Source organism: Acinetobacter halobius, assembly GCF_044130335.1.
Classification (GTDB): domain Bacteria; phylum Pseudomonadota; class Gammaproteobacteria; order Pseudomonadales; family Moraxellaceae; genus Acinetobacter.
This window is the reverse complement of the sequence record NZ_JBIQOD010000002.1, coordinates 44,915-68,708: the sequence shown is the minus strand read 5'-3', so window position 1 is coordinate 68,708 and position 23,794 is coordinate 44,915. Positions and strand designations below refer to the sequence as shown.

At 41.5% G+C, this 23,794-nt stretch carries 20 protein-coding genes; 11 read left to right on the top strand and 9 right to left on the bottom strand.

Annotated elements, in window-relative coordinates:
• Window positions 1-44: 44 nt before the first annotated feature.
• A complete protein-coding gene (locus ACE01U_RS02615) occupies window positions 45-1,346 on the bottom strand; it encodes an MATE family efflux transporter (RefSeq protein ID WP_086209188.1) in 1,302 nt (433 codons plus the stop codon).
• A 101-nt stretch (window positions 1,347-1,447) separates the two neighbouring features.
• Window positions 1,448-1,909, bottom strand: coding sequence for a DMT family transporter (locus tag ACE01U_RS02610; RefSeq protein WP_086208995.1), 462 nt, complete (start codon window positions 1,907-1,909; stop codon window positions 1,448-1,450).
• A 124-nt stretch (window positions 1,910-2,033) separates the two neighbouring features.
• On the opposite strand from ACE01U_RS02610, the gene hemW reads away from it, so the two are divergent.
• Window positions 2,034-3,188: a radical SAM family heme chaperone HemW gene (gene hemW / locus ACE01U_RS02605; protein ID WP_395553293.1), complete on the top strand. Its 1,155-nt coding sequence runs from the start codon at window positions 2,034-2,036 to the stop codon at window positions 3,186-3,188.
• A 107-nt stretch (window positions 3,189-3,295) separates the two neighbouring features.
• Here hemW and ACE01U_RS02600 read toward each other — a convergent pair whose 3' ends face one another.
• Window positions 3,296-4,051: an SDR family oxidoreductase gene (locus tag ACE01U_RS02600; RefSeq protein ID WP_291374275.1), complete on the bottom strand. Its 756-nt coding sequence runs from the start codon at window positions 4,049-4,051 to the stop codon at window positions 3,296-3,298.
• 110 nt (window positions 4,052-4,161) lie between these two features.
• Here ACE01U_RS02600 and ACE01U_RS02595 point away from each other — a divergent pair, with 110 nt between their 5' ends.
• On the top strand, window positions 4,162-5,052 hold the full coding sequence (locus ACE01U_RS02595; protein WP_086208992.1) for a LysR family transcriptional regulator: 891 nt from the start codon (window positions 4,162-4,164) through the stop codon (window positions 5,050-5,052).
• A gap of 60 nt (window positions 5,053-5,112) precedes the next feature.
• Here ACE01U_RS02595 and ACE01U_RS02590 read toward each other — a convergent pair whose 3' ends face one another.
• Complete coding sequence (locus tag ACE01U_RS02590) at window positions 5,113-5,745, bottom strand: LysE family translocator (RefSeq protein ID WP_395578745.1); 633 nt, start codon at window positions 5,743-5,745, stop codon at window positions 5,113-5,115.
• Window positions 5,746-6,246: 501 nt separating this feature from the next.
• On the opposite strand from ACE01U_RS02590, the gene hchA reads away from it, so the two are divergent.
• From hchA to ACE01U_RS02570, 4 genes are all read left to right on the top strand, one after another.
• A complete protein-coding gene (gene hchA, locus ACE01U_RS02585; RefSeq protein WP_110974050.1) occupies window positions 6,247-7,116 on the top strand; it encodes a glyoxalase III HchA in 870 nt (289 codons plus the stop codon).
• Between the two features lie 1,202 nt (window positions 7,117-8,318).
• Entirely contained in the window at window positions 8,319-8,696 is a 378-nt protein-coding gene (locus tag ACE01U_RS02580) for a hypothetical protein (RefSeq protein ID WP_086208990.1), read from the top strand.
• Window positions 8,690-9,871 carry a CsgG/HfaB family protein gene (locus ACE01U_RS02575; protein ID WP_395553292.1) on the top strand — a complete coding sequence of 394 codons (1,182 nt, stop codon included), beginning with the start codon at window positions 8,690-8,692 and terminating at the stop codon, window positions 9,869-9,871. Before ACE01U_RS02580 ends, ACE01U_RS02575 begins: the two co-directional genes overlap by 7 nt.
• A gap of 85 nt (window positions 9,872-9,956) precedes the next feature.
• Window positions 9,957-10,559: a hypothetical protein gene (locus ACE01U_RS02570; protein WP_395553291.1), complete on the top strand. Its 603-nt coding sequence runs from the start codon at window positions 9,957-9,959 to the stop codon at window positions 10,557-10,559.
• A gap of 122 nt (window positions 10,560-10,681) precedes the next feature.
• Here ACE01U_RS02570 and ACE01U_RS02565 read toward each other — a convergent pair whose 3' ends face one another.
• A complete protein-coding gene (locus ACE01U_RS02565; RefSeq protein ID WP_086208987.1) occupies window positions 10,682-12,505 on the bottom strand; it encodes an acyl-CoA dehydrogenase C-terminal domain-containing protein in 1,824 nt (607 codons plus the stop codon).
• A 231-nt stretch (window positions 12,506-12,736) separates the two neighbouring features.
• Between ACE01U_RS02565 and ACE01U_RS02560 the strand changes: the two genes are divergently transcribed.
• Complete coding sequence (locus tag ACE01U_RS02560; RefSeq protein WP_395553290.1) at window positions 12,737-15,154, top strand: hypothetical protein; 2,418 nt, start codon at window positions 12,737-12,739, stop codon at window positions 15,152-15,154.
• A gap of 42 nt (window positions 15,155-15,196) precedes the next feature.
• On the opposite strand, the gene aroE is transcribed toward ACE01U_RS02560, so the two are convergent.
• The 3 genes from aroE to hemF form a co-directional block, all read right to left on the bottom strand.
• A complete protein-coding gene (gene aroE, locus ACE01U_RS02555; protein ID WP_395553289.1) occupies window positions 15,197-15,985 on the bottom strand; it encodes a shikimate dehydrogenase in 789 nt (262 codons plus the stop codon).
• A 91-nt stretch (window positions 15,986-16,076) separates the two neighbouring features.
• Window positions 16,077-16,283, bottom strand: coding sequence for a hypothetical protein (locus tag ACE01U_RS02550; protein WP_086208984.1), 207 nt, complete (start codon window positions 16,281-16,283; stop codon window positions 16,077-16,079).
• 286 nt (window positions 16,284-16,569) lie between these two features.
• Complete coding sequence (hemF, locus tag ACE01U_RS02545; protein WP_086208983.1) at window positions 16,570-17,511, bottom strand: oxygen-dependent coproporphyrinogen oxidase; 942 nt, start codon at window positions 17,509-17,511, stop codon at window positions 16,570-16,572.
• Between the two features lie 268 nt (window positions 17,512-17,779).
• On the opposite strand from hemF, the gene hemN reads away from it, so the two are divergent.
• Complete coding sequence (gene hemN / locus ACE01U_RS02540) at window positions 17,780-19,144, top strand: oxygen-independent coproporphyrinogen III oxidase (RefSeq protein WP_110974095.1); 1,365 nt, start codon at window positions 17,780-17,782, stop codon at window positions 19,142-19,144.
• A 61-nt stretch (window positions 19,145-19,205) separates the two neighbouring features.
• Here hemN and ribA read toward each other — a convergent pair whose 3' ends face one another.
• Entirely contained in the window at window positions 19,206-19,808 is a 603-nt protein-coding gene (gene ribA, locus ACE01U_RS02535) for a GTP cyclohydrolase II (protein ID WP_110974055.1), read from the bottom strand.
• Between the two features lie 305 nt (window positions 19,809-20,113).
• On the opposite strand from ribA, the gene dxs reads away from it, so the two are divergent.
• The 3 genes from dxs (at window position 20,114) to ACE01U_RS02520 (ending at window position 23,610) form a co-directional block, all read left to right on the top strand.
• The gene (dxs, locus tag ACE01U_RS02530) at window positions 20,114-22,015 is read left to right on the top strand and encodes a 1-deoxy-D-xylulose-5-phosphate synthase (RefSeq protein ID WP_395553288.1); all 1,902 of its coding nucleotides are present in this window, start codon (window positions 20,114-20,116) and stop codon (window positions 22,013-22,015) included.
• 116 nt (window positions 22,016-22,131) lie between these two features.
• Entirely contained in the window at window positions 22,132-22,962 is an 831-nt protein-coding gene (locus ACE01U_RS02525) for an inositol monophosphatase family protein (protein ID WP_086208980.1), read from the top strand.
• Window positions 22,963-23,055: 93 nt separating this feature from the next.
• Window positions 23,056-23,610, top strand: a complete 555-nt coding sequence (locus tag ACE01U_RS02520; protein WP_395553287.1) for a shikimate kinase — start codon at window positions 23,056-23,058, stop codon at window positions 23,608-23,610.
• The last annotated feature ends 184 nt before the right edge of the window (window positions 23,611-23,794 follow it).

Here is a 23,794-nt window from a genome sequence, read left to right as displayed (position 1 = left end):
AGAGAAATAGGAGAGTATTTAACCCTCCTATTCACCGCAAAGTTTTAGTGATAGTCCTGACTGAGACGTTTATTGTTGTTATAAAGTCGAAGCAAGAGTAGGGCACATGCTACGCTTAAACCAACAATCAACCCAATCCACACGCCTGCTGCACCTATGTTGGTATAACGTGCCAAATAAATGCTGACTGGAAAAGCCACAATCCAATAGGCAATCATGGTGATCCACATTGGACCTTTGGTGTCTTGCATACCACGCAAACAACCTGCAGCGCTAATTTGCCAAGCATCCATCAGTTGGTAGGCGAGTGCAAACAGTAGTAAATACATCGCAACTTCTGATACTTCATGGTCAGAGGTATAAATTGCCACAATTTCAGGACGGAACAGCGCAATCAGTAACATGGTCATCAGTGCCAAAACCGTACCCGTAGCGAGCCCGAGTTTTTGCACCTTTCGCATTGCGATCCAGTTTTTCTCGCCATAGTAAGTCCCAACACGAATGGTGAGGGCGATGGCAAGGGACATCGGAATCATAAATAACTGAGAGGTGACCGACATTGCAATCTGATGTGCTGCCACAATGGTTTCCCCCAGTGGACTGAGAATAATTGCAGCGGTACTAAAAATACTGACTTCGAAGAAAATAGCTAAACCAATGGGTAGACCAAGTTTTAAAATACGCTCGATCCAATAGCGATCCATCTTCTCCCAAGTACCAAATACTTGAGTTTTTTGATACGCCGAGGCTTTAAAAATATACGTGGCCAAAGTGACAAACATGATCCACTGTAAAATTGCAGTGGCAAATCCACAGCCTGCCGAACCCAGCGCTGGAATCGGGCCGAAACCATACATAAAGACAAAGTTTAGGGGAACCAAAAGGACCAAGGCGGCTAAGCTAATCACGGTAACAGGACGTGGGTGGCCGAGCGCTTCTGAATATCCACGCAGTGCTGCATACATCGTTACCGCAGGCATACCAAAGCCAATGGCATGTAAAAATAGGCTGGCTTTAGGCAGTAAGTTTGCAGGTACACCCATGAGGGGCAATAACAGCGGCATGGCTTGTAAAATTAAACCCGCAATGCTGCCCAAAATAAAGGCGACCCAAAGGGATTGACGAGCAATGGTGGCGATTTTTTCAGGGGTACGTGCACCATTCGCTTCGGCCACCAATGGTGTGGTGGCAATCATGATGCCGCTAAACAGCAACATCACAGGGATCCATAAACCGACCCCGACAGCAATTGAGGCTAAATCGGTCGGAGATAAATGTCCCGCCATAATGGTATCAATTAACCCGAGACCCGCTTGAGAAAACTGCGTGATCAGGATGGGGAGCATTAACACCAATAACTTTTTTAATTCGAAACGATGGGAGGTGATTTTATTTGTAGTCGACACAAAAATTACTCATATTCATCATGTGCTTGGTCTAAATAAATTCAGCGTTGTAAAGTGAGAAGCACACCAATAAAAATTACGACGCCACCAAGTAAACGCTGCCAATTGACAGGTGTTTTTTCGGTACCCAATAGACCATAGTGGTCAAAAATCATCGAAGTCAGGATTTGTCCAAAAATAACCAAGCCTGAAAACGTGAGAAAGCCTAATTGAGGCGCAGTATAGATGCTTATACTGATGGCATAAACCCCTAGGCATCCGCCGAGCCATAAGTACCACGGAATATTGGAAAAAGCATGTAACTGTGGTTTGTCGACAGGCTGAAACAAAACTAAAAGCGCTAACACACAGGTTCCAACGAAAAAGGATAACAGCGCAGCTTGCAGGGGTGAGTATAGATATTCTCGGAGTTGTGTATTCAGTGCAGTTTGAAAGGTCATAGCAATACCAATACCGAAAGCAAGCGGTAACATAAACAGCAGTTGGCTCGATATTTTCATCATTTTAAACCATTCATTCTTCTTGTCTTTTTATCAGTCTAATCCAAATAGCCACAGATTTCATAAGTGTCTTGATGCAGTCATGTTAAAATGTGCAAGATTATCGCTGTGCTTTAGAGTCTCGTCCTTGACCGATTTACATCCTGCAAATATTCCGTTGTCTTTATATATCCACATGCCGTGGTGTGTGCGTAAGTGTCCTTATTGCGACTTTAACTCGCACGCAGTGCCAGATGGCAAACTGTCCTTAGATTTAGAGCAAGAATATTTACATGCTTTGGTTGAGGACTTTAAAACTCAGCTTGAGTTTGCTCAAGGGCGTCACATTCATAGTGTGTTCATTGGCGGCGGAACACCGTCCCTCATTTCAGCGCAAGGATATCAATGGTTATTTGCTCAGCTCAAAGCATTACTGCCGTTTGAGACGAACTGTGAAATTACGTTAGAAGCCAATCCGGGTACAGTGGAACATGACCCTTTTGCCGATTATTTGGCAGCAGGCATTAATCGGCTTTCGATTGGGGTGCAAAGTTTTAACACGGAACATTTAAAAAAACTGGGGCGTATTCATAGCAATAGTGATGCGATTTCAGCCATTGGTTTAGCACGTGATGCAGGTTTTAAACGCATTAATGTCGACCTGATGCATGGCTTACCTGAGCAGACTTTGGAACAAGCCTTATTGGATTTAAAACTCGCTGTGGAAAATGGTGCCACGCATATTTCATGGTATCAACTGACCATTGAGCCGAATACGGTGTTTTTTAGAACCCAGCCGATTTTACCAGTGGATGATGTGCTCGAAGAGATTCAGGCGCAGGGTGAAGCTTATTTAAAAGCGCAGGGATTTATCAACTATGAAGTTTCGGCATGGCGTAAAGAATTACCTTCCGCACATAATTTGAATTACTGGCAGTTTGGCGACTATTTGGCGATTGGTGCTGGTGCACATGCCAAAGTGACCCAGCCAGATGGAGTCTATCGTTTCCAGAAAACTCGTTTACCGAAAGATTATTTGGCTAAAGTCCCTGCGGAGCATGTGCAGTTTAAGCGGATTGAAGCCGACGAACTTCCATTTGAGTTTATGATGAATGCTTTGCGTTTAAATGATGGGGTTGCAGTTGAATATTATGCAAAGCGGACAGGTTTGAATTTGGATAGTTTGGCTGAAACTTTGGACTCACTACGCAGTCGAAAATTAATGGTGGATGATGCGACGCGTTTAGCGTGCACCGGGCAGGGGCATGTATTTTTAAATTCAGTGCTGGAATCATTTCTCTGAGTTTTAGAACCATGATTGCGTGGGCAATCATGGTTCTAAATTTAAATGAAAGGGGATATGGGCTGTGCATGATGGAATCAAAACAGCTGTTCATTTTTCTTACACGATTAACGTGTTGTATACCCGCCATTGGCAAAAATAGTTTGTCCTGTAATCCACCAGCCATCTGTAACCAAGAAGCGTACCAATGGCTCTATATCTTCAATTTTGGTGAGTCCGCCCAGTGCTGAGGCAGATTGATGATATGCAACTGCTTCGGGGGCTTCCTGAGCATAGAAAAAAGGCGTATCCATTGGACCTGGTGCAACAGCAGTAACAGAAATACCACGACTTCCAAATTCCTTAGATGCTGCACGTGTATAGTGTTCTACAGGTGCTTTTAGTCCTTCATACGTTGAATAAAGACCCGTATATGCTGCGAGTAAACTCGTTACGATATTGCATATTTTCCCACCTTCATTCAGATGACGTCCTGCTGATTGAATAAAGAAATATGCAATTTTATTGTTGATGTCATTCATGTCATCAAACTCTTGTTCAGTCGTATCTAGATAGGGTTTTTTAAGGACGCGACCAACGGTATTAATTGCGATATCAATTCCACCAAACTCAGTTTTAGCTTGAACGAATAGTGCTTCAATGTTTTGAATATTTGTTAAATCAGCTTGTACCAAGATGGCTTTGACACCAAATGCTTGCACTAGATTGAATGTGTCTTCGGCATCTGCTTGTGTTGCTGTACTATTATAATGAATGACTAAATTTGCGCCGTGTTCTGCAAACTTACGTGAAATCAATCCACCTAAATTCTTAGCACCGCCAGTAATTAATACAGTTTTTCCTTTCAGGTCGTGTTGTGACATGGGCCTAGCCTCGGTTTGTATGTAGTTGTTTGAAGTGATCTTAAAAGAATTTATTTGTATGAAATAGTTGTTAAAATTGCACTGATTGTCTGAAAAAGTTGCACAATAAAATGGATAAGATTGATCGACTAAGAATTTTTTGTTTAGTGGCAGAGAAGAAGTCTTTTGCGCAGGCTGCTGTACAATTGGGTTTGCCTCGATCGAATGTAACTTATGCGATTCAATCTCTTGAAAAAGAATATGAAGTGCTATTGTTTTATAGAACCACTCGCAAAGTCTCTTTGACCAATGAAGGCATTCTGTTTTATGACGAAGCAGTCCGTCTGGTTGCACAGTTAAAAGAGCTTAATCGCTTTAAAACCCATGTAAGAAGCCAAGAGGGAACAATTAGTATTGGCATGTCGAAACGATTAGCAACACAAATCCTGATTCCTCATTTGGCAGAGTTCTATGCGCAGTTCCCAAAAGTAAAAGTGTTGGTGAACGGCAGTGATGATTTTTCTAATTTGATTGAGCAACAATTAGATTGTGTGGTGCGTGTGGGAGAGGTGCAGGATAAATATTTGCTCATGAAACCAATTTGCCAAACAAAAATTTGGACATTAGCTTCACCTGAGTATTTAGCACAGTTTGGAGAACCTAAAACCTTGGCTGAGTTGAATCAACATTTTGCCGTTGATTATCATGTTGGGAAATATTATCGGGAATGGAGTGAGTTAGTCTTTCGTGATCATCGAATGAAGATGCCTTATCGTTTACTCATTGACAATACTGAAGCATATATTCAAGCCAGCCTTGCAGGTATGGGAATAATCCAAATACCTGAATTTGATGCTGTGCAATATGTAGAACAAAGTCAGTTAAAGCGTTTATTTCTAGATATTCCAAGTCTTGAATTGCCCATCAATATTTTGTTGACTGACAGGCAGTATCGGCCAAAGTATTTTCAGGACTTTGTGGATTGGTTAGATGCTTTACTCAAAAAGAAACTTCTTATCTAGCGTTTCTTTCGCATCATAAAGCTTCATTACAATACAGGCCAAATCTCTGAATCGACATGCTTATTTTCGCTCATCCAGCAAAAGACGAATGGCTAGAACGGATAAAACCGTCCCCATCATCCACTTTTGAATTTGTGCCCAAATCGGCTTGCGGTTCATCAAGGCTGCTAATGAGCCCGCAGAGTAGACAATTAATACATTCACAAAAAAGCTGACCACAATTTGAATTAGGCCTAAAGTCATCGACTGTACAAAAACACTGCCGTGATTGGGCTGAATAAACTGAGGAAGTAAGGACAGATACATAATCGCAATTTTAGGATTTAACAGATTGGTGAGAAATCCCATCATAAAAAGTTTCATCGGACGATCAGGTTTTAAATCCACCGTTTGAAAGGCAGAAACCCCATTGGGTTTCACGGCATTCCAAGCCAACCAAAGTAAGTACAATGCACCTAATATTTTGATGGTGTCATAGGCAAAAGGCACGGCAAATAAGAAGGCGGTAATGCCAAGTGAGGCACAAGCCATATAGAAAATAAAGCCTAAAATGATACCGGCCAATGAAATTAAGCCTGCCGATTTTCCTTGAGAAATGGAGCGAGAAATCAAGTAAATCATATTTGGACCGGGCGTGAGCACCATGAGCAGCGCGACACCTGCAAAAGCAATCATCTGAGATAGGTCAATCATCATCTATACTCGCTAAAATCCGAGTTTTGAAGATATCAAACAATCATGAGTTTAGTGAACGTTATTTTTCACATATTCACATGAGTTGTTTCTTTGAGTTCCTTTCATCAAAAATGATCACTGCTTCTATGTGGAAATGTGTTCATTATTTTGTACGAATTGGCTTACATCTATTCCCGCTTTTTGCGCCTATACGTCTGCATGTGATTTTTCTACTATAGAACCATAGAGAGCAGGATGCTCCAATAGAATAACAATAAAGATCAGCACAGGGACGAAGGTAAGACAGGAGTCATGCCTCAGCAATTAATACGAAAAACCCCGACAGGATGTCGGGGTTTTTTATTGCTTTAATTTTATATACTTGCCATGAAAATGAATATTTACATGTTAAAAACAGAGACCTGTGTAAACTTTGCTATGCTGAATAAATGACCTGAAACACAGGGTTTGAGACTGAGAAAAATCGAAAATGAAAAAGTAATAACAAGGAGAAATAGAATGGCCCAGACACATCAAGATCGTAATCCAACCCCTGATTTAGCTGAAGACAATGCTTTTTTCCCTTCACCTTATTCACTTTCCCAGTATACCGCCAGTAAAACAGACTTTGATGGCACAGATTATCCCAATCCTTATATCGGGCATAAAAAAATCCTGATGGTTGCCAGTGATGAGCGTTATTTACTGATGAAGAACGGTAAGTTCTTCTCTACAGGGAATCATCCTGTGGAAACATTGCTACCGATGTATCATTTAGACCGTGCTGGTTTTGAAATTGATATCGCCACTTTATCGGGTAATCCTGTCAAATTGGAAATGTGGGCAATGCCACACGAAGACCCCGTTGTTCCAGCAACTTTTAAGAAGTATCTTGCTCAGTTTAAGAAACCTTTAAAACTAGCAGAGGTATTGAAAAGCAGTTTAGGTGACGACTCGCCTTATTTGGCTGTTCTTATTCCTGGTGGGCATGGGGCTTTAATTGGGCTACCTGAAAGTGAAGACCTAAAAACTTTACTGAAGTGGGCGGTAGCCAAAGATAAATTCGTTATTTCTTTGTGTCATGGACCAGCAGGCTTATTGGCTGCTGCGGTTAAGGAAGCGCCAGAAAACTACCTTTTCAAGGGCTATAAAATGTGTGTCTTCCCAGATGCCCTTGATCAGGGAGCCAATTTAGAGATTGGTTATATGCCAGGAGAGTTACCTTGGTTATTGGCAGAACGACTTGAGCAACTGGGTGTAGATGTCGTCAATAAAGAGATGTCAGGACAGTGTATTCAAGATCGTAAATTAATTACGGGAGACAGTCCTTTGGCTTCTAATACTTTGGGGAAAATGGCTGCTCAGGCACTTTTAGCTGAAGTTCAGTAGATCAATAATATTCAATTAAAAAGACTGCAGTTGCAGTCTTTTTTGTACAGATCGGTTGATTCACGACCCTGTTACAAATGATCTCATCTTTTATGATCAATTTAGCCTGAGTGCATGATTTTGTCGGCCTTGCAAAGAAGAAATAGTCTGTCACTTTAACCTTCTCTCTAAAAAATATCTCATTTTACGCCATTCGATAACAGCTTTAAGACCTACCTACGGAGCGTACCTAGAGACAGGCCATCATCACATCGTCTGAGTACATCAAACCATGTACTTTCACACTTTTTATCTAGTGTGGAAACTATAATAAAGGCAAAGCATTCTATTTTATATAAAGCGTAATAATATTTAAATTTAGCCTGAAATATTTTTATAAATGAGTCTAATTTATTTTTTTAAATTTAATTTTTTTATTCTGTATTTTATTTTTAATGGCTTTATTTTTTTAATATTTATTTTTTAAGTTTATGAAGTAAAAGAAAATGCAAATAAATGGTTATATGATGTTTTTATTTTATTTTATTTTATTTTGTGACTGTGTTTTAATATAAGATTTTTTAATTTAAATATTTATTTTTTATTTGTTCTTGTGTTTTATATTTATTATTTTAAATAATGCTGTAGGTTGGGTGGCAATAATCAAGACGATAAGAATTTTATTTTCTTTACTGAAGTAAAGGAAATGGATCATGAATTCAAGCAATGATGCGTCTTCATAGCAAGATCAAATGAGTGCAAGTGGAAAAGCGCAGTACATGGCTCTTGGCTATACAGCAGTTGAGTCTTAGCTTTTTAGCGCAAAATGTGAGCTGAGTAGGATACTAGAGATGCGAGAAATTCTGCTGAGTATTTTATTTAATGACTGAATTTAAACCGTTTAATTGGATAAAAATATAGAATTATAAATAATGTTTACATAATATGTTTTCTTCTTTTATTTATGTTTTTGATTTTTTATTAATATGTTTTTAATTTATTTTGAAATTTTTATTTACATTTTAAATAGCATACCAAGTTTCAGTCAATAAAAATTAAAACAATAGGATGGGTTGGTTTTTTGGGGCTGTCTGTTATTTCATTATTCTGTTTGGGTTATTTTAATTTTATATGTGGTTTAATGGGTTCTAATTTGTATTGAGTTTAATTTTATGAAGCAGAGAGTGTGAAAATAATATGGGTTAATAGGGAAGGTTAAGTTCATGAAAATAGTAGTAATTAATATAGGATTATGTTTTTTATTTTGCTTGAATAATGCCTATGCAACGTCCGATGAATGGAGTACGCGTTGGAAAGCTTCTACAGTACGTTCTACAGAGAATTTAGTCCAAGCGAATTTAATTGAGCTCATGGACTCAGATTATTATGAAGGTCTTGGAAAAACCACAATTTATAGCACATCGACCAGCTCAATTGGGACCGTAAATTCATCTACCAGTAATGTTAATGTGAATGGTTCTGAGAACAGCGTTGATATTTCTAGTGATGCTGTGAATGAAGCAGCAGTGAATTCAACCACAAATCAAAATAATCCAGCATGCCCTAATTTGAGCACCCAACAGGGGGTCTCATTATGCTGAGTTTTCAAATCAATAGAAGATTAATATCTTCAGCGAGCGTGTTGGTCGCCTTAAGTCAAGTGCTAACAGGTTGTACGGGACTCGCAGCATCTAATAAACAGCCTGTCACTTTAGTACAAGGTCCTCCAATTACAGATATCTTTACCCCTTTTGATATGGCTTTGTCTTGTTTAAAAGGACAATTACGCACCGATGTTAATTTTTCTGTAGGGGCCATTTTAGACCAGACAGGGAAAGACGTGGTCACCAATGGCGGAAGTGGAAAAATGGTGACCCAAGGCGCAGGGGATATGGTGCAATCAGCCCTGTTCCAAGCTGGAGTCAGCCTGTTAAACCGACGTGATCCGCGGATTATTGAAAGTGAAGCAAAGTGGGGGATTCGAGATCCTCGAAATATTCACGCTTCAGATTATTACGTCACAGGGAGTATCAATAGTTTGGATTTTATTCCTGGCGGGGGTTTTGACATGCAAGTCGGTGGTGTTGGGCCTAGCTATAGCCAAACCCGAATAATGGTTGGTCTGGACTTGTCTCTTACCGATACCCGTAGCAGTCGAGTGGTCGCAAACGTCTCTCTGCAAAAGCAAATCGTTTCACAGGATTATGGTCTGAATGCAGGTCGATTTGCTGGACACACTTTACTGAATATTCAAATCGGCAAAGGTGAGCGTGAGGCAACAAATTTTGCATTACGCCAAATGCTGAATTTGGCAACCTTTGAGCTGTTAAGCCAGGTCATTCCCCCGAGTACATTTGAGAGTTGCAGAGCGGCGATTCCCCCTGAATTTGGCAGTCTCAATTTAACGCGCAGTTCGGTTGCACTGCATAAATATAAAGAAAGTCAGCAAAACAGCACGATTGAAAACCCCAATAAGCGCCTATTGGATGCCCAACCATACAAGGGGGCAGCGCCCAATGAAAAAAATAAATTAACGGATACACCCAGTAAAGATACACGTCCTCCGAAACAAAGAGAGTCTGAGTTGATTCAGGATCCTGATGCAGAACCAGAAATGAGCAAGCAGGATTTAATTAAATATATCAGCAAGAAAAAAGCTATGCCGTCTAAGTCTGTAGAGAAAGACGATGTGAAAACAGAGGAACCTGCACAACTGCTTTGGGATATCAATCCAGCAGTCACTGAAAATTATTGGTCAACAACGAATCGAGATTAACTGAATTGAAAAGATAGGCTCGCTCCTATTATATAAAAAAGAAGTACTTAGCGAGGAGTACTTTAGAGTGTATAAGGAAATAACGATGAATAAGACTATCAAAACAATTGCCTTATCTGTATCTGTAGCTTTCTTATCAAGTGCTGCATTGGCTGGAGGAGGACACCATGTACAGGTGGATACTGGTTTGCAAGACACCCTAGCACTTTTAGCTCAAAATGCTGAAAATGGAAGTGCGTTAAATTTAGCTATTAATACCAATAGCATAGACGCAACGGTGAATACGGCGGGTGGAATCAATGACGTGGGCACAATTGAAACCTCAGCAATTGGTGCTGTAAATACGGGTGAGATCACCCTTGAACAAGGTAGTGTGTATCAAGTGAGTTCTGGTGCATTTAGTGGTGATCTGGAGGCCTCCATGAGTGCTTGGAAAAACATGGATGGTCATCATTATCAACACTTAGACTCAGGTGTTGAAGCTTCTGTGGCAGCAGGTGTGGATACTGAATATTATCAAGAGCTGAATAGCACATTGAGCAATTACGCTGCTGCAAATTTAGCCTTTAATTCAGGTTCTGTTGATGCTTCAGTCAATACCAAAGGCTTCAAAAACACTGTTGAAAGTATCAAAACCTCAGCGATTGGTGCTGCAAATACTGGCAGTATTACGGTCACTGTAAAGTAAGCTCATTCCACGACTTAAATAAAAAATCCAACTATCATCAGATAGTTGGATTTTTTTAATTTTGATGAAGGTCATCCGATGTTATGCAATGCATTTACAAGATGACATCTTCAATTTTAAGCTTAGTAATCAAAGCTAAAGTGTTCAGTTGCCAAGGAAGTCATGGTTTTTGAAGGATTGACCATTGCTTCAGCATGACCTTGGGTACGTGGAAGCATACGCTCAAAGTAGAAGTCAGCCACTTTGATTTTAGCTTTATAAAATTCAGCTGTTTCTTGGCCTTCACCTGATGCCAATTTCGCAGAAGCTACAGCTGCTTGTTGTGCCCAGAAGTAAGCCATCATCACATAGCCAGAGAACATCAAGAAGTCTACAGATGCAGAAGACACGATGTCACGGTCTTTACGTGCTGCCAGCATAATACGAACAGTTAAGGCATTCCATTGTGCGCAAAGCTTAGTTAAGTCCCAAGCAAAACGGCGCATGTATTTGTTGCGAGCATGTTGACCACAGAATTTCAGGATTTCAGCGGTGTAGTCACGAATGACTTTACCTTTAGAGGTCAGCAGTACTTTACGACCGATTAAGTCAAGTGCTTGAACACCTGTTGTACCTTCATACAGTGTCGCAATACGTGCATCACGTGCAATTTGCTCCATACCCCATTCTTTAATGTAGCCATGACCACCATAAACTTGCATACCGTGGTTTGCAGCTTCCAAGCCTAATTCAGTTAAGAAGCCTTTTAAAATTGGAGTATAGAAACCTAAGTGATCATCATGTGCTTCAAATGCTGCAGTGTCACCACGCTCTAAGGCATCGGCCATTTTGTCTGCAATTTGCGCTGCATAATAAATCATTGAACGACCACCTTCAGCAATCGCTTTTTGAGTCAACAACATACGACGAACATCGGCATGGTGAATGATGGCATCAGCGACTTTTTCAGGGTCTTTTTTGCCAGAAAGTGCACGCATTGACATACGTTCTTTGGCATATGGAAGTGCACCTTGGAAAGAAAGCTCAGCATGTGCAATGCCTTGAATTGCTGTACCGATACGTGCGGTGTTCATGAAAGTGAACATGGCATGTAAACCTTTGTTTGGTTCACCAATCAAGTAACCGACAGCATTGTCAAAGTTGAGAACGGCTGTTGCAGAAGCACGAATACCCATTTTATGTTCAATTGAACCACAGGTCACAGGGTTACGTTCACCGAGGCTACTGTCTGCATTGACCAAGAATTTAGGCACAATGAACAGTGAAATTCCTTTGGTGCCTGCAGGTGCATCTGGAAGACGCGCAAGTACGATGTGAATGATGTTTTCAGTTAAATCTTGTTCACCTGCTGAGATGAAAATTTTAGTGCCTGAGATGTTATACGTGCCATCAGCATTCGGTTCGGCTTTGGTTTTGACTTGACCTAAGTCGGTACCACACTGTGGTTCAGTCAAACACATAGTGCCTGACCATGTACCAGCCACTAAGTTCGGCATATATAGATTTTTTTGTTCGTCTGTACCAAACTGCAAAATGGTGTTCATACAGCCGATGCTTAAACCTGGGTACATTTGGAAAGACCAGTTTGCTGTACCCATCATTTCCGATTTAATCAGGTTTAATGATTGTGGCAGGTTCTGACCGCCAAATTCTTCAGGGAAAGACAAACCTTGCCAGCCACCTTGGACAAACTGGTCATAAGCGTCTTTAAAGCCTTTTGGTGTTTTTACTTCACCATTGTCGAAGGTACAACCTTCTTCATCACCCGATTGGTTTAAAGGAGATAAAATATTTTCACAAAAATCTGCTGCACCTTCTAAGATCATATCTACCGTATCAGCGTCGGCAGCTTCACCATTCGATAGGGTTTGATAATGTGCAGGATAGTCCAGCACTTCATTCATTAAGAAGCGAATATCATGTAAGGGAGCTTTATATGCAGGCATGTGTGTAATCCTAATTTAGAAATAGTATTGGATTATTTAAAACGATCATTTCATTATTCATACATCGTATCAAAATACATTGATAAATCAGACCTAAAAAAATGTCAGAAAGGCGAATTGGTAGATAAAATCATCAATCTAAAAAGACAGTTCTGTTACACTGACTCGATGGTCTTTTGATCATGTACTTTTTTAATAAACTATAATTAACTCAGGTTTTCAGCAAGTATTATGCGCTTAAAATATATAACACTTTGTTTATTGGGTTTGAGTATCAGTGGGTGTACTCAGCATGTCATTAAATCCAATGCTTCTTCAGATCAGCAGTTGGGGCAACAAGCCACGCATGGTCTAAATGCCATGTTTGAAAATGCCAGTTATGATTTTAAAGGGCAGTTCTCGATTCAGTCGGATTTTAATTTTAATGAGTCAAAGCCTAGGGCTCAGTCAAATTCCAAGTCCAATGCTCAATCAAATGCAACGAACTTAGATCCAGAGTTGAAAAAGCAATTAGATCAATTATTAAAAAATCAAAAGATTCCATTTACAGCTAAAGAGAAGCAGGCCTTGTATGATGCGCTTGCGCGTGAACAAAATCCGTATGCATCACTGTATAGCACGGGTGAGTCACGTTCAGCTCGCACGCAAATTGCAGAATCATTGGTGAATTTACTCAATGATTTGCAGTTTAGTTACAACGGTTCCGTACATTTTCGTCAAAAACTGGCTGCACTGACGTTGCAGTTGAGTTATCAAAAGCCAACCTTACAAGTGCAAGCACAGTTGCCGATGGTGGTTGATTTTAATGACTATAAGTTTTACACCAACTATTTTGCCTTTATGCCATTCATGGTGAACCGTGAAAGTCAGGATCGTTTTGCATACATTGACTTTTCCAAGCATAAAGATGCATTTGGCCATATTGATTTTAAGAAATTTGCAGAATATTTAAAGCAAATGAATGCCTTGCCTTATGCATTGGCAGAGCCAAATCAGGTACATAGTGTGGGTTTGAGTAAACCAGAAAAAGATGCAGGATTGAGTAAGAAAATTCGCTATATCGGCGACTTAGAAACAGCACAAGTACAATTGGGCTTATTTGAATACGTCAACAAACTGCACTATACCCAGCAGATACAAGCTTTTGATGCCGAGCGTCTGATTCAAGACGCTGAAAAAACGCCAAGCGCAGCAGATGATGCGATGCAAGCAGCGAAAGAAGCAGAGATGGCTGCCGCAGGTGTAGCAACTGAAGACCCTGCTTATGCCTCACTTGAGCGTGTCACGAGTTTAGTGAATCAGCAAATACATCACTTAGGTTCACATACAGATGGGGATGAGCAGGGCATCGCGGTAGATGCGGTTACAGATGCGGCTGCTGATGTTGCCTATGCAGAGGATGAGACAGAGGATACAGAAGAAGTCTCTGCTTCTGCATCATCTAATACCCTCTCTGAAGAAGCTTGTGATGCGCTCATCAATACTAAGAATATTCCTATCGGCAAAGTGACGGCATGTCGGGACTATCAAGATATTGATGTGCTTGCGCCTAAAGCCGTGACTCAATCGGTAGATACAGAGAGTTTTGGTCAAGCCGCGATCAATGTTTTGGAAGAGCTAAAACCACTCTTTACGGCGTATCAAACTGAGCAACTGGTCGATGCACAAGGTTTTAAACAACTTTGGCAAAAACATCAGGCTGAAATTACACCGATCATGGCACAATTGGGAACAGAGCGTTCACCATTTGTGATGGATGTTGCACTCGACCAAAAAGGCCGTGCGCAAAATATGGATTACAACATTGTAATCAGCGATGAGCAAATTGGTAAGCTACAAATTAAGAGTACCAATCAGGTGTTTAATTATGGCAATGCCACAGCGATTGACCGTCAAGCTTTAAAAAACGCCAAATCTATTGAGGAAGTGTCTAAAGGTTCATTACTGGAAAACGTAGTGAAAGGCATGCTTGGACCATTAGGTGCAGACGCTAGCGCATCTCAAAGTGTTGAGACAAAATTGTCAGATACGGCAGAGCAACCTAAAGACATTTCTGATTATTACCAGAAAGTTGCCAAACAAAGCTATGCACGTCATCATTCAGAGTTAAAAGCATATCAAGCAACCTTTGCCTTGGTATTCGCTGCGCAGCGTCCAGAATATATTCGTTATTATAGCCCAGCGACCATCAATGAAATTTCAGAAGTGTATGCCTATGAGTTCATGGATATTGCAGAGCCGAAAGGTTCAGCACTGAAACGTTTGAATCAGTTACGTCAAAAACATGTCCTACAGCACCAACAAGACTTTGACGAATTGGGCGAACGTGTCGCGAATATTGTTGAAGATGCCTTAGACGAAGCACAAGAAAGTCAGCAATGGAAAGACTTGGTTAAAAAATACAAGACCAAGCAGGCACTCTTTGCACATGTCTATCAAGAAAAATTTACCGATAGCTATGAGATTGAGCCAGAGCAAAAAGCAGACTTAGCGCAGGCGGCACAAATTTTTGCTAAAGCATTTGCCGATGACTTAAAAGGTCAATTGACAGAAAAATCATTGCAAGGTTTGAAGCTTGAACATGACGACTTCTTTAGTGAGTCGACTTATTATGAGACGTATAAATCCGTACAAAAGCAGATGAAGTAATGTGAAAAAAGAACCTCTGCGGAGGTTCTTTTTTATTGAGTTTTATAAAAAATCTTTCAGGTTAGGTTTGACGCCATTCCAAATGGAAAAAGATTCAATCGCCTGACCAACAAGCATGCCATAGCCTTCTGAGGTGAGTACGCCACGTGCTTTGGCTTGGTCTAAAAAGGTCGAAGGTTTGCCATAGGCCATTTCATAGGCATGTTGAAACAGGAGTGTCTCGGGCAGAACGAGGGCGTCACCACTTAGGCTTGCGGAGGTTGCGTTAATCACCAGATCAAACTGACCATCGAGTGCATCTAAGCCGATAGCTTGGAGTTCAGCTTGAGGGACAGCTGTTTTTAAGTCACTCACCAGTTGCTCTGCACGGGCAAGGGTACGATTGGCAATCACAATTTTTTTTACCCCTGCTTGTACCAGTGGATAAATAACGCCGCGAGTTGCACCACCTGCACCGATGATTAGCACATCAGTCTGGTCTAAGTTCCAGTCCAAAGCATGAATGGCATCAACTAGCCCTTGACCATCGGTGTTGTCTCCATGCAGTTGACCATCGACCATCCATAAAGTATTTACTGCTTTTGCGATTTTGGCACGTTCAGTGAGGACTGCGCAGGCAGCAAAAGCTTGCTCTTTAAATGGAACTGTGACGTTTAGACCTATGCCACCGTGGGCGAAAAATTTTTGGATGTTGGCGAGGAAGCCATCGAGCGGTGCAAGACGTTTACTATAGTTGAGATCGAGCCCCATTTTTTGTGCAAACGCATGATGCAGTTCAGGTGAGCGAGACTGCTCAATCGGGTTGCCAATGACAGCGAATTGTTTGCTCATCGCACCAAGTCCATGTGAGAAATGCCGTTCAATATACGGCAAATTAGACTCAGGCTAAAGCGTTAGACTATTTTTTCTGAAGCGGAAGGGCTTATGGATTACAGATGTTGTGAATCGTATCAAACAATAGCTTTGCCGCAGTCAGGGTTAAGCCGATACCTGCAAATACGGTGATGCTGATAGAAGCATTATCATTGAATGCACTTTCAGAAAAAATAGTGGTACTGATCGAGCTTAGCAACACTATAGCAAAGCAGAAAAGAACCATGGTGGTCGAGCTAACTCTTTTTGCGAACATGTTTGGGACCTCAGAGAACAGCAAAGGAGGATACTAAATGTTGATGTCATTAAAATGAATACATTGAAAATGACTTAATTTAGCTTACGGTTTTTGCGAACTCAAAAGAACCCAATTGCTGTTTTAAACCTGTGACAATGCTTTAATAAATGCAAAGAAATGACGCTTTGTGTAGTGGTCATTCTACGGGGAATTGATCGGGAAATATATAAAATTTAATGGATAAGCTGCCCTAATCTAGTGAAAAGGGCATGCGTAGAGGGTATAGAATTGTAAGCCTGTGTGTCTATTTGAGTAGGTTGAGCCAATCTTGGGGTTTGAGGTAATAATCGGTGAGTTTTTTCTCAGCGGAATCAAGCTCCCATTCAGGTCGATATGACCAACCCGCCAAATTCGGCAAGCTCACTAAAATCGACTCGATACGACCTCCTGTTTGTAGACCAAAAAGCGTACCACGGTCATAGACCAAATTATATTCGACATAACGACCGCGACGATAGATTTGAAAGTCGCGTTGTGCCTCGCTATATGGCTTGTCTTGGTTGCGCTGGAAGATTGGAAGAATGGCATTCAGATAGCCATTGCCCACAGCTTGAATATATTGGAAACAGGTTTCAAAGTCCCATTGATTAAGATCGTCAAAGAACAATCCGCCGACACCGCGCTGTTCATCACGATGTTTTAAGTAAAAATAGTCATCGCACCATTGTTTATGTTCGGCATAGACTTCAGCGCCAAAGGGAGCACATAAGTCATGCGCCGTCTGATGCCATGACAGTACATCTTCATCGTTGGGATAAAATGGGGTGAGGTCAAAACCACCCCCAAACCACCAAATGGGGTCTTGCCCTTCTTTTTCAGCCACGAATAAGCGCACATTGGCATGTGAAGTCGGGACATTCGGGTTTTTCGGATGGATCACCAAGGACACACCCATGGCTTGTGCTTTGGCACCTGCAATTTGCGGATGGCGTTCAGTCGCTGAAGCGGGGAGTTTAGAAATGTTGATGTGTGAGAACATCACCCCGCCTTTTTCAATCACTGTGCCATTTTGTAAAACGCGTGAACGCCCCCCACCGCCTTCAGGACGTTCCCAGTCATCTATTTCAAATTGCGCTGTTCCACCGCCAGCACACTCTTGTTGTTCAAGTGCAGAGCAAATACGTGCTTGTAAATCGAGGAGAAATTCGCGAACGCGTTGGATATCCGCAGACGTTGGGTGCTGCATGAAAAGCCTCAAGGGAAGAGATGAAAACTGCCTACATCAAAACATAAAATAGCAAAAAGATTAAGAATATTTTCCTTCGGACTGCTAATGAGAAGTCGGGCTAAAGATAAGGCAGTAAAAATGAAATACAGCTATGTGAAAAATAATCTGACTAATTCGCTAGGTTGAATTCTGATTCCAAGCTCAGCAGAATAACCCAAATACAGACCCGAGTTTGATGATGCAGAATGGGCTGCATCTTCTGAATGCGGAAGAACTGATGGTAAATATGCGCGATTCATTGATTCAAAAATACAATGTTCCTGGTCCACGTTATACCAGTTATCCAACGGTGCCGTATTGGGAAGAGGCGCAGTTTTCTTTAGAGCAATGGAAACAGACGCTGAAAACATCGTTTGCTGAATCGAATTCAACTGAAGGCATCAGTCTGTATATTCATCTGCCTTTTTGCGAAAGCCTCTGTACTTTTTGTGGTTGCCACAAACGTGTGACTAAAAAGCATGAGATGGAGCAGCCCTATATTCGGGCGGTTTTAAAGGAATGGTCACTGTATTGTGACTTGCTTGAAGAAAAACCCCGCATTAAAGAAATTCACTTGGGTGGCGGAACGCCAACTTTCTTTTCGCCAATGCATTTAACTCAATTGATTGAAGGTATTCTTGCGCAAGCAGAGATTGCTGAACAGTATGAGTTTAGCTTTGAAGGGCATCCCAACAATACCACACGGGCGCATTTGCAAGCCTTGTATGACCTAGGCTTTCGCCGTGTCAGTTATGGGGTGCAGGATTATAATGAAACGGTTCAAAAAGCCATTCATCGGATACAGCCTTTTGAACATGTCGAGCAAGTGACGCAGTGGGCACGTGAAATAGGCTATAGCTCAATTTCACATGATCTGGTCTTTGGTTTACCTTTTCAGAACCTAGATGATGTCCTCAATACCATTAATCAAACCAATCGTTTACGCCCAGACCGTTTGGCATTTTATAGTTATGCGCATGTGCCTTGGATTAAGGGCAATGGACAGCGTGGTTTTAAAGACCATGATGTGCCGAAAGATGAAATAAAACGCCAGTGCTATGAAGAAGGAAAGAATAAATTACTGGCACAGGGATATCATGAAATTGGCATGGATCACTTTGCTTTAGAAAGTGATGCGATGTACCAATCATTTCAGGCAGGCACTCTGCATCGCAATTTTATGGGCTACACCGCTTCGAAAACCCAAGTGATGATTGGTTTAGGGCTTTCCTCAATCAGCGACAGTTGGTATAGCTTTGCGCAAAATGAAAAAAAACTCGAAGATTATTATGCGAGACTCGAAAACAATGAAATTCCTGTCTATCGTGGGCATATTTTAAGTGCCGAAGATTTGATGATTCGTCGTCATATTTTAAATTTGATGTGTGGCTTTCAAACGTCGTGGGCAGAACCAGAGATGCAATTTCCAGAATTGGTTGAGGTCTTGGGACAACTAGAAGAAATGCAGGACGATGGTTTATTAGAGATTAAGCCACAAAGTATACGGGTGACTGAGCAAGGCAAAGCCTTTGTACGTAATATTTGTATGGCGTTTGATTTGCATTTAAAACGCCGCCGACCCGAGAGCCGTATTTTCTCCATGACCATCTAATATGATTGGAGTGCTCTAAGTCGCCCTTTAAAAAAGCAGGCTTAGAGCATGTTTTCAAAATTTAAAAATCATCTTTCTTGTACAAGTGCGCCATGCGCTCATGTTTGGTCTTTAAATATTCTTCATTGAAGGGATTTAAACCAACCGTCAATGGTACACGATCCACCACATTGATCCCTTGTTCTTGCAGTGCTGCAATCTTCAGTGGATTATTGGTAATCAAGCGCACCTGCTGAATCTTCAGGTGATCCAACATAATGCTGACCATGTCATAACGACGTGCATCGGCAGGGAGGTTAAGCATCAGGTTGGCATCAACGGTGTCATGCCCTTGGTCTTGCAGCGCATAAGCACGAATTTTATTGGTGAGACCAATGCCACGACCTTCTTGACGCAAATACAGAATCACCCCTTGTCCAGCTTCATTAATCAGTTTTTGCGTGGCTTGCAATTGTGGGCCACAGTCACACTTCAAGGACGCAAAGGCATCGCCTGTGAGACATTCTGAATGAACACGGACTAAAACGGGTTCTGTGATCGGCTGATCGAGACCTTTTGAGAGTGCAACATGTTCTTCACCGGTCTTAGGATCTTGAAATACGGTGATGTTAAACTCACCAAAAGCAGTCGGTAAACGGGATGTAGCAACAAATTCAATCGGCACAGCTAAACCTGTAAATAGTTCAGAAATTGGCTAAAGTATAGCGTAATGCATCGACATTGGTAGAATTGCATCCATGAATTTATGCAGAAGATTTTCTTTTTTGTATAAAGCGAACGATAATAGTTGATAAATAGTAAGATTATTCAGGATAATCACATCCACTAAACGAACACCCAGTGAGAGCACTGCTCAAAACTGCATCGCTAGAAATATGGCTGATTGAAGGTGATAGCATTCGACGATATGATCGAATTACCCATTTGACCTAGCTAGATTTGCCAGGCTTTAGAAGGCTTTGCCATATTATGTTGTATACAGAAATACCAGCTCATCGCCCTGTAACACCGTTGTTGGATACGATTGATCATCCTCAACAACTTCGCTTGCTTGAGCAAAGTCAATTAGCACAAGTGGCAGACGAGCTACGTCAATTTATTCTGTATGCCGCAGGACAAAGTGGGGGACACTTTGGTGCAAACCTTGGTGTGGTCGAGCTCACCGTGGCATTGCATTATTGTTTTAACACACCAAATGACCGCTTAATTTGGGATGTCGGTCATCAAGCCTATCCGCATAAAGCTTTGACTGGGCGTCGTGAACAGTTGACTACGATTCGTGCCAAAGATGGTTTAGCTGCCTTTCCTGCACGTGATGAATCGGTATTTGATACTTTTGGTGTTGGACATTCTTCGACTGCGATTTCAGCAGGTTTGGGGATGGCACTGGCACGTCGTTATCAAAACAATCCTTGTGAAGTGGTCGCAATCATTGGCGATGGGGCGATGACTGCAGGTATGGCCTTTGAAGCCATGAACGATGCAGTTGCGCATGATGCGGACCTGATGGTGGTACTGAATGACAACGATATGTCGATTTCATGTAGTACTGGTGGTTTTGCAAAACATCTGGCTTCAATTTGGGAAAGTGGACAGTCCATTAATATTTCAGATGATGGCGAAGCCTATGTGCAGCCACATCCTGAATGGACTTATAACTCGCGCTTACATAGTGCAGCCACAGATGCGGCCGACAACGTTTTTAAAGCGATTGGTTTTGATTACTTTGGGCCTTTCGATGGGCACGATGTCGAGCAGTTGACACAAGTCTTTACCGCATTGAAAAAACGTAAAGGGCCACGTTTAATTCATGTCTATACCAAAAAAGGCAAAGGCTTTGCCCCAGCTGAAGCTGACCAAATTAAATATCACGCAATTACAAAAATAAATGCTACCGCATCTAGCAATACTGCACCGAAGTACTCAGATGTCTTTGGTCAATGGTTATGCGATGAAGCCGCACAAGATGAGCGTTTGTTAGCGATCACCCCTGCCATGTGTGAAGGCTCAGGTATGGTGGGTTTTGCCAAACAGTACCCACAGCGCTTTTTTGATGTCGCGATTGCAGAACAGCATGCGGTGACTTTGGCGGCGGGCATGGCGTGTGAAGGCTTAAAACCTGTAGTTGCAATCTACTCGACTTTCTTGCAACGCGGTTATGATCAATTGATTCATGATGTGGCCCTACAAAACCTAGATGTTACCTTTGGTATCGACCGTGCAGGCTTAGTGGGTGAAGATGGACCGACTCATGCTGGGGCCTATGACTATGCTTTCATGCGCACCGTACCGAATTTGGTGATTATGGCGCCAAAAGACGAAAATGAATGTCGTCAAATGTTGCATACTGCTTATTTATACAATGGTCCTGCCGCAGTGCGTTACCCGCGTGGCAATGGTCTCGGAGTTGAGATTCAACAACAGATGACTCCGATGGAAATTGGTCAGGCTGAAATCGTCGCGAGTTTTAATGATGCCCAAGATGACGTTATTAGCATTCTTGCCTTTGGTAGTCGTGTTCAGGCCGCAGTAGAAGCAGCACAGAAATTGGCTGAACAAGATTTGGCTGTGCGTGTGGTAAATATGCGCTTTGTGAAGCCGCTTGATGAAAAAATGATTACGGCTTTAGCGCCCTCAACGGCTTTATTTGTCACGGTTGAAGAACATGCGGTGATGGCGGGTGCGGGCAGTGCAGTGAATGAATATTTGGCACAGGCTCAAATCGTGAAACCGATGTTAAATCTTGGTTTAGCAGATACCTTCATGCATCAAGCCACGCATGCGCAAATGTTGCATCAGGCCGGACTAGATGCCGAAGGCATTGAACGTTCAGTACGTCAAGCATGGTTAAAACTTGTACATATGGTGTAAACGCCGTTTTTAAATTTTAGAAACATTTTTTCCCTAAAAGCCCCGATCTTTGCTAAGATATGCGGGCTTTTATGCATTATTCTTTATCAATATCTTCAGATTGTAGTGGGTGTTCAATGGAACCTATGGTGGTGATGGCTGCGCGTGCGGCTCAATTAGTCGGTCAAGAGCTTTTAAAAGCGCATCAAAATCGTCATAAGCTCGATCTACAAGTCGAAGAAAAAGGAATTGATGGTCCTGTAACGCGTGTAGACCGTTATTTGGAACAATTGGCGATAGATACCCTACGTAAAAGTTATAAAAATCACAGCTTCCTTGGTGAAGAGTTTGGTCTTCAAGAAGGTAAAGGTCACGACGCAGATTGGTGTTGGATCATTGACCCACTTGATGGCACGTTAAACTTCATTAACGGTGTTCCTCACTTCTGTATCTCTATTGCAGTTCAACATAAAGGCATTACTCAACACGGTGTAATTTATGACCCTGTGAAAGATGAGTTGTTCTCTGCAAGTCGTGGTCGTGGTGCCATGATGAATCAACGCCGTATCCGTGTAAATGTAAAAGACAGCCTTGAAAATACATTCATGTCTGTGGGTCATGCTTACCGTGCAAAACGTAATGGTGAAGTGATTTCTTATGCAAAAAATCACTTTGATTCATTATTAAATGTGACTGAAGCTGGCGCGCAATACCGTCGTACAGGTTCAGCAGCATTAGATTTGGCGTATGTGGCAGCAGGTCGTTTCGATGCGTATTTCGAACTCGGCTTAAAGCCTTGGGACATCGCAGCTGGTGAGTTGATTGTGAAAGAAGCGGGCGGAACAGTGGTTGATGCACGTGGTGGTAGCGAATCTATGGAAAATGGCCAAGTACTGGCATGTTCTATGAAGCTGTTGAAACCTCTAATGAAAGCAGTTGTACCTGCTTGGGGTGAAGCTGCTAAGTAATCGCATGTAGATTGAGTTTAAGACATTGAAAAAGCCCTCACAAGAGGGCTTTTTCTTTTATGATGCGGAAAATAAAAACAAGTAAAGGTATTTATGCTCTTTCATTTTATCGGTTCTGGTGGAGCAGGAAAAACAACGGTTGCTAAACTACTTTCAGTACAAATGGAGGTAGAGAGCCATGATTTAGATGAATACTTCATGCATAGAGAGGGGGATATTTCCGATTATATTGAATATTATGGTTACGATACTTACGTACTTCGGAACATTGAATTATATATACAACTTGGAAAATCACTTAGTCGGCAGCAACATCATATTTTGGTGTGTTCATCTGGATTTATGACCTATACACATCCGCTTAGTGATACATATATAAGGCTTAAACAACAGATCATTTTAGATCCTTATACTTTTTTATTTTTGCCATCATTAGACAAGCAATGCTGTATTCAAGAAATTGTGAAACGACAAATGGGGCGCAGTTATTTAAAGGCAAATAAAGAAAAAGAGAGCACTAAAATCAATAAGCGTATAGATCACTATTTAAGTTTGCCGTGTAGGACCGTCATCACCGATCAATTGCCGTGTCAAATCGTGGCAGCATTAGAGCAAGAGCTAGTACAATTAATTGCGTTTTATGGTTGATAGTGGAGGGGGAGAACGAAGAATGCTATTTAATTTTTTCCTAGATGGTCAAAAAAGTTGAAGTGAAAACCTGTATTTATTCAATGTTTGATAAAAATATTGTATCAATTTTAAGAAAAGAGGTGACTTTTGAAAATATCCTGCTATACTCCGCCCACGCACTAAATTTCGTTCATTACCTGAA

Bases quoted from the DNA above. Each gene is read 5' to 3' on its own strand.
- hemN (WP_110974095.1), top strand. From the start codon at position 17,780: ATGCGCGATTCATTGATTCAAAAATACAATGTTCCTGGTCCACGTTAT.
- ACE01U_RS02600 (WP_291374275.1), bottom strand. From the start codon at position 4,051: ATGTCACAACACGACCTGAAAGGAAAAACTGTATTAATTACTGGCGGT.
- hemF (WP_086208983.1), bottom strand. From the start codon at position 17,511: ATGCAGCACCCAACGTCTGCGGATATCCAACGCGTTCGCGAATTTCTC.
- ACE01U_RS02560 (WP_395553290.1), top strand. From the start codon at position 12,737: ATGCGCTTAAAATATATAACACTTTGTTTATTGGGTTTGAGTATCAGT.
- ACE01U_RS02575 (WP_395553292.1), top strand. From the start codon at position 8,690: ATGCTGAGTTTTCAAATCAATAGAAGATTAATATCTTCAGCGAGCGTG.
- ACE01U_RS02565 (WP_086208987.1), bottom strand. From the start codon at position 12,505: ATGCCTGCATATAAAGCTCCCTTACATGATATTCGCTTCTTAATGAAT.
- dxs (WP_395553288.1), top strand. From the start codon at position 20,114: ATGTTGTATACAGAAATACCAGCTCATCGCCCTGTAACACCGTTGTTG.
- ACE01U_RS02610 (WP_086208995.1), bottom strand. From the start codon at position 1,909: ATGATGAAAATATCGAGCCAACTGCTGTTTATGTTACCGCTTGCTTTC.
- hchA (WP_110974050.1), top strand. From the start codon at position 6,247: ATGGCCCAGACACATCAAGATCGTAATCCAACCCCTGATTTAGCTGAA.
- ACE01U_RS02580 (WP_086208990.1), top strand. From the start codon at position 8,319: ATGAAAATAGTAGTAATTAATATAGGATTATGTTTTTTATTTTGCTTG.
- ACE01U_RS02525 (WP_086208980.1), top strand. From the start codon at position 22,132: ATGGAACCTATGGTGGTGATGGCTGCGCGTGCGGCTCAATTAGTCGGT.
- ACE01U_RS02520 (WP_395553287.1), top strand. From the start codon at position 23,056: ATGCTCTTTCATTTTATCGGTTCTGGTGGAGCAGGAAAAACAACGGTT.
- ACE01U_RS02550 (WP_086208984.1), bottom strand. From the start codon at position 16,283: ATGTTCGCAAAAAGAGTTAGCTCGACCACCATGGTTCTTTTCTGCTTT.
- ACE01U_RS02570 (WP_395553291.1), top strand. From the start codon at position 9,957: ATGAATAAGACTATCAAAACAATTGCCTTATCTGTATCTGTAGCTTTC.
- ACE01U_RS02595 (WP_086208992.1), top strand. From the start codon at position 4,162: ATGGATAAGATTGATCGACTAAGAATTTTTTGTTTAGTGGCAGAGAAG.
- ACE01U_RS02590 (WP_395578745.1), bottom strand. From the start codon at position 5,745: ATGATTGACCTATCTCAGATGATTGCTTTTGCAGGTGTCGCGCTGCTC.
- ACE01U_RS02615 (WP_086209188.1), bottom strand. From the start codon at position 1,346: ATGCTCCCCATCCTGATCACGCAGTTTTCTCAAGCGGGTCTCGGGTTA.
- aroE (WP_395553289.1), bottom strand. From the start codon at position 15,985: ATGAGCAAACAATTCGCTGTCATTGGCAACCCGATTGAGCAGTCTCGC.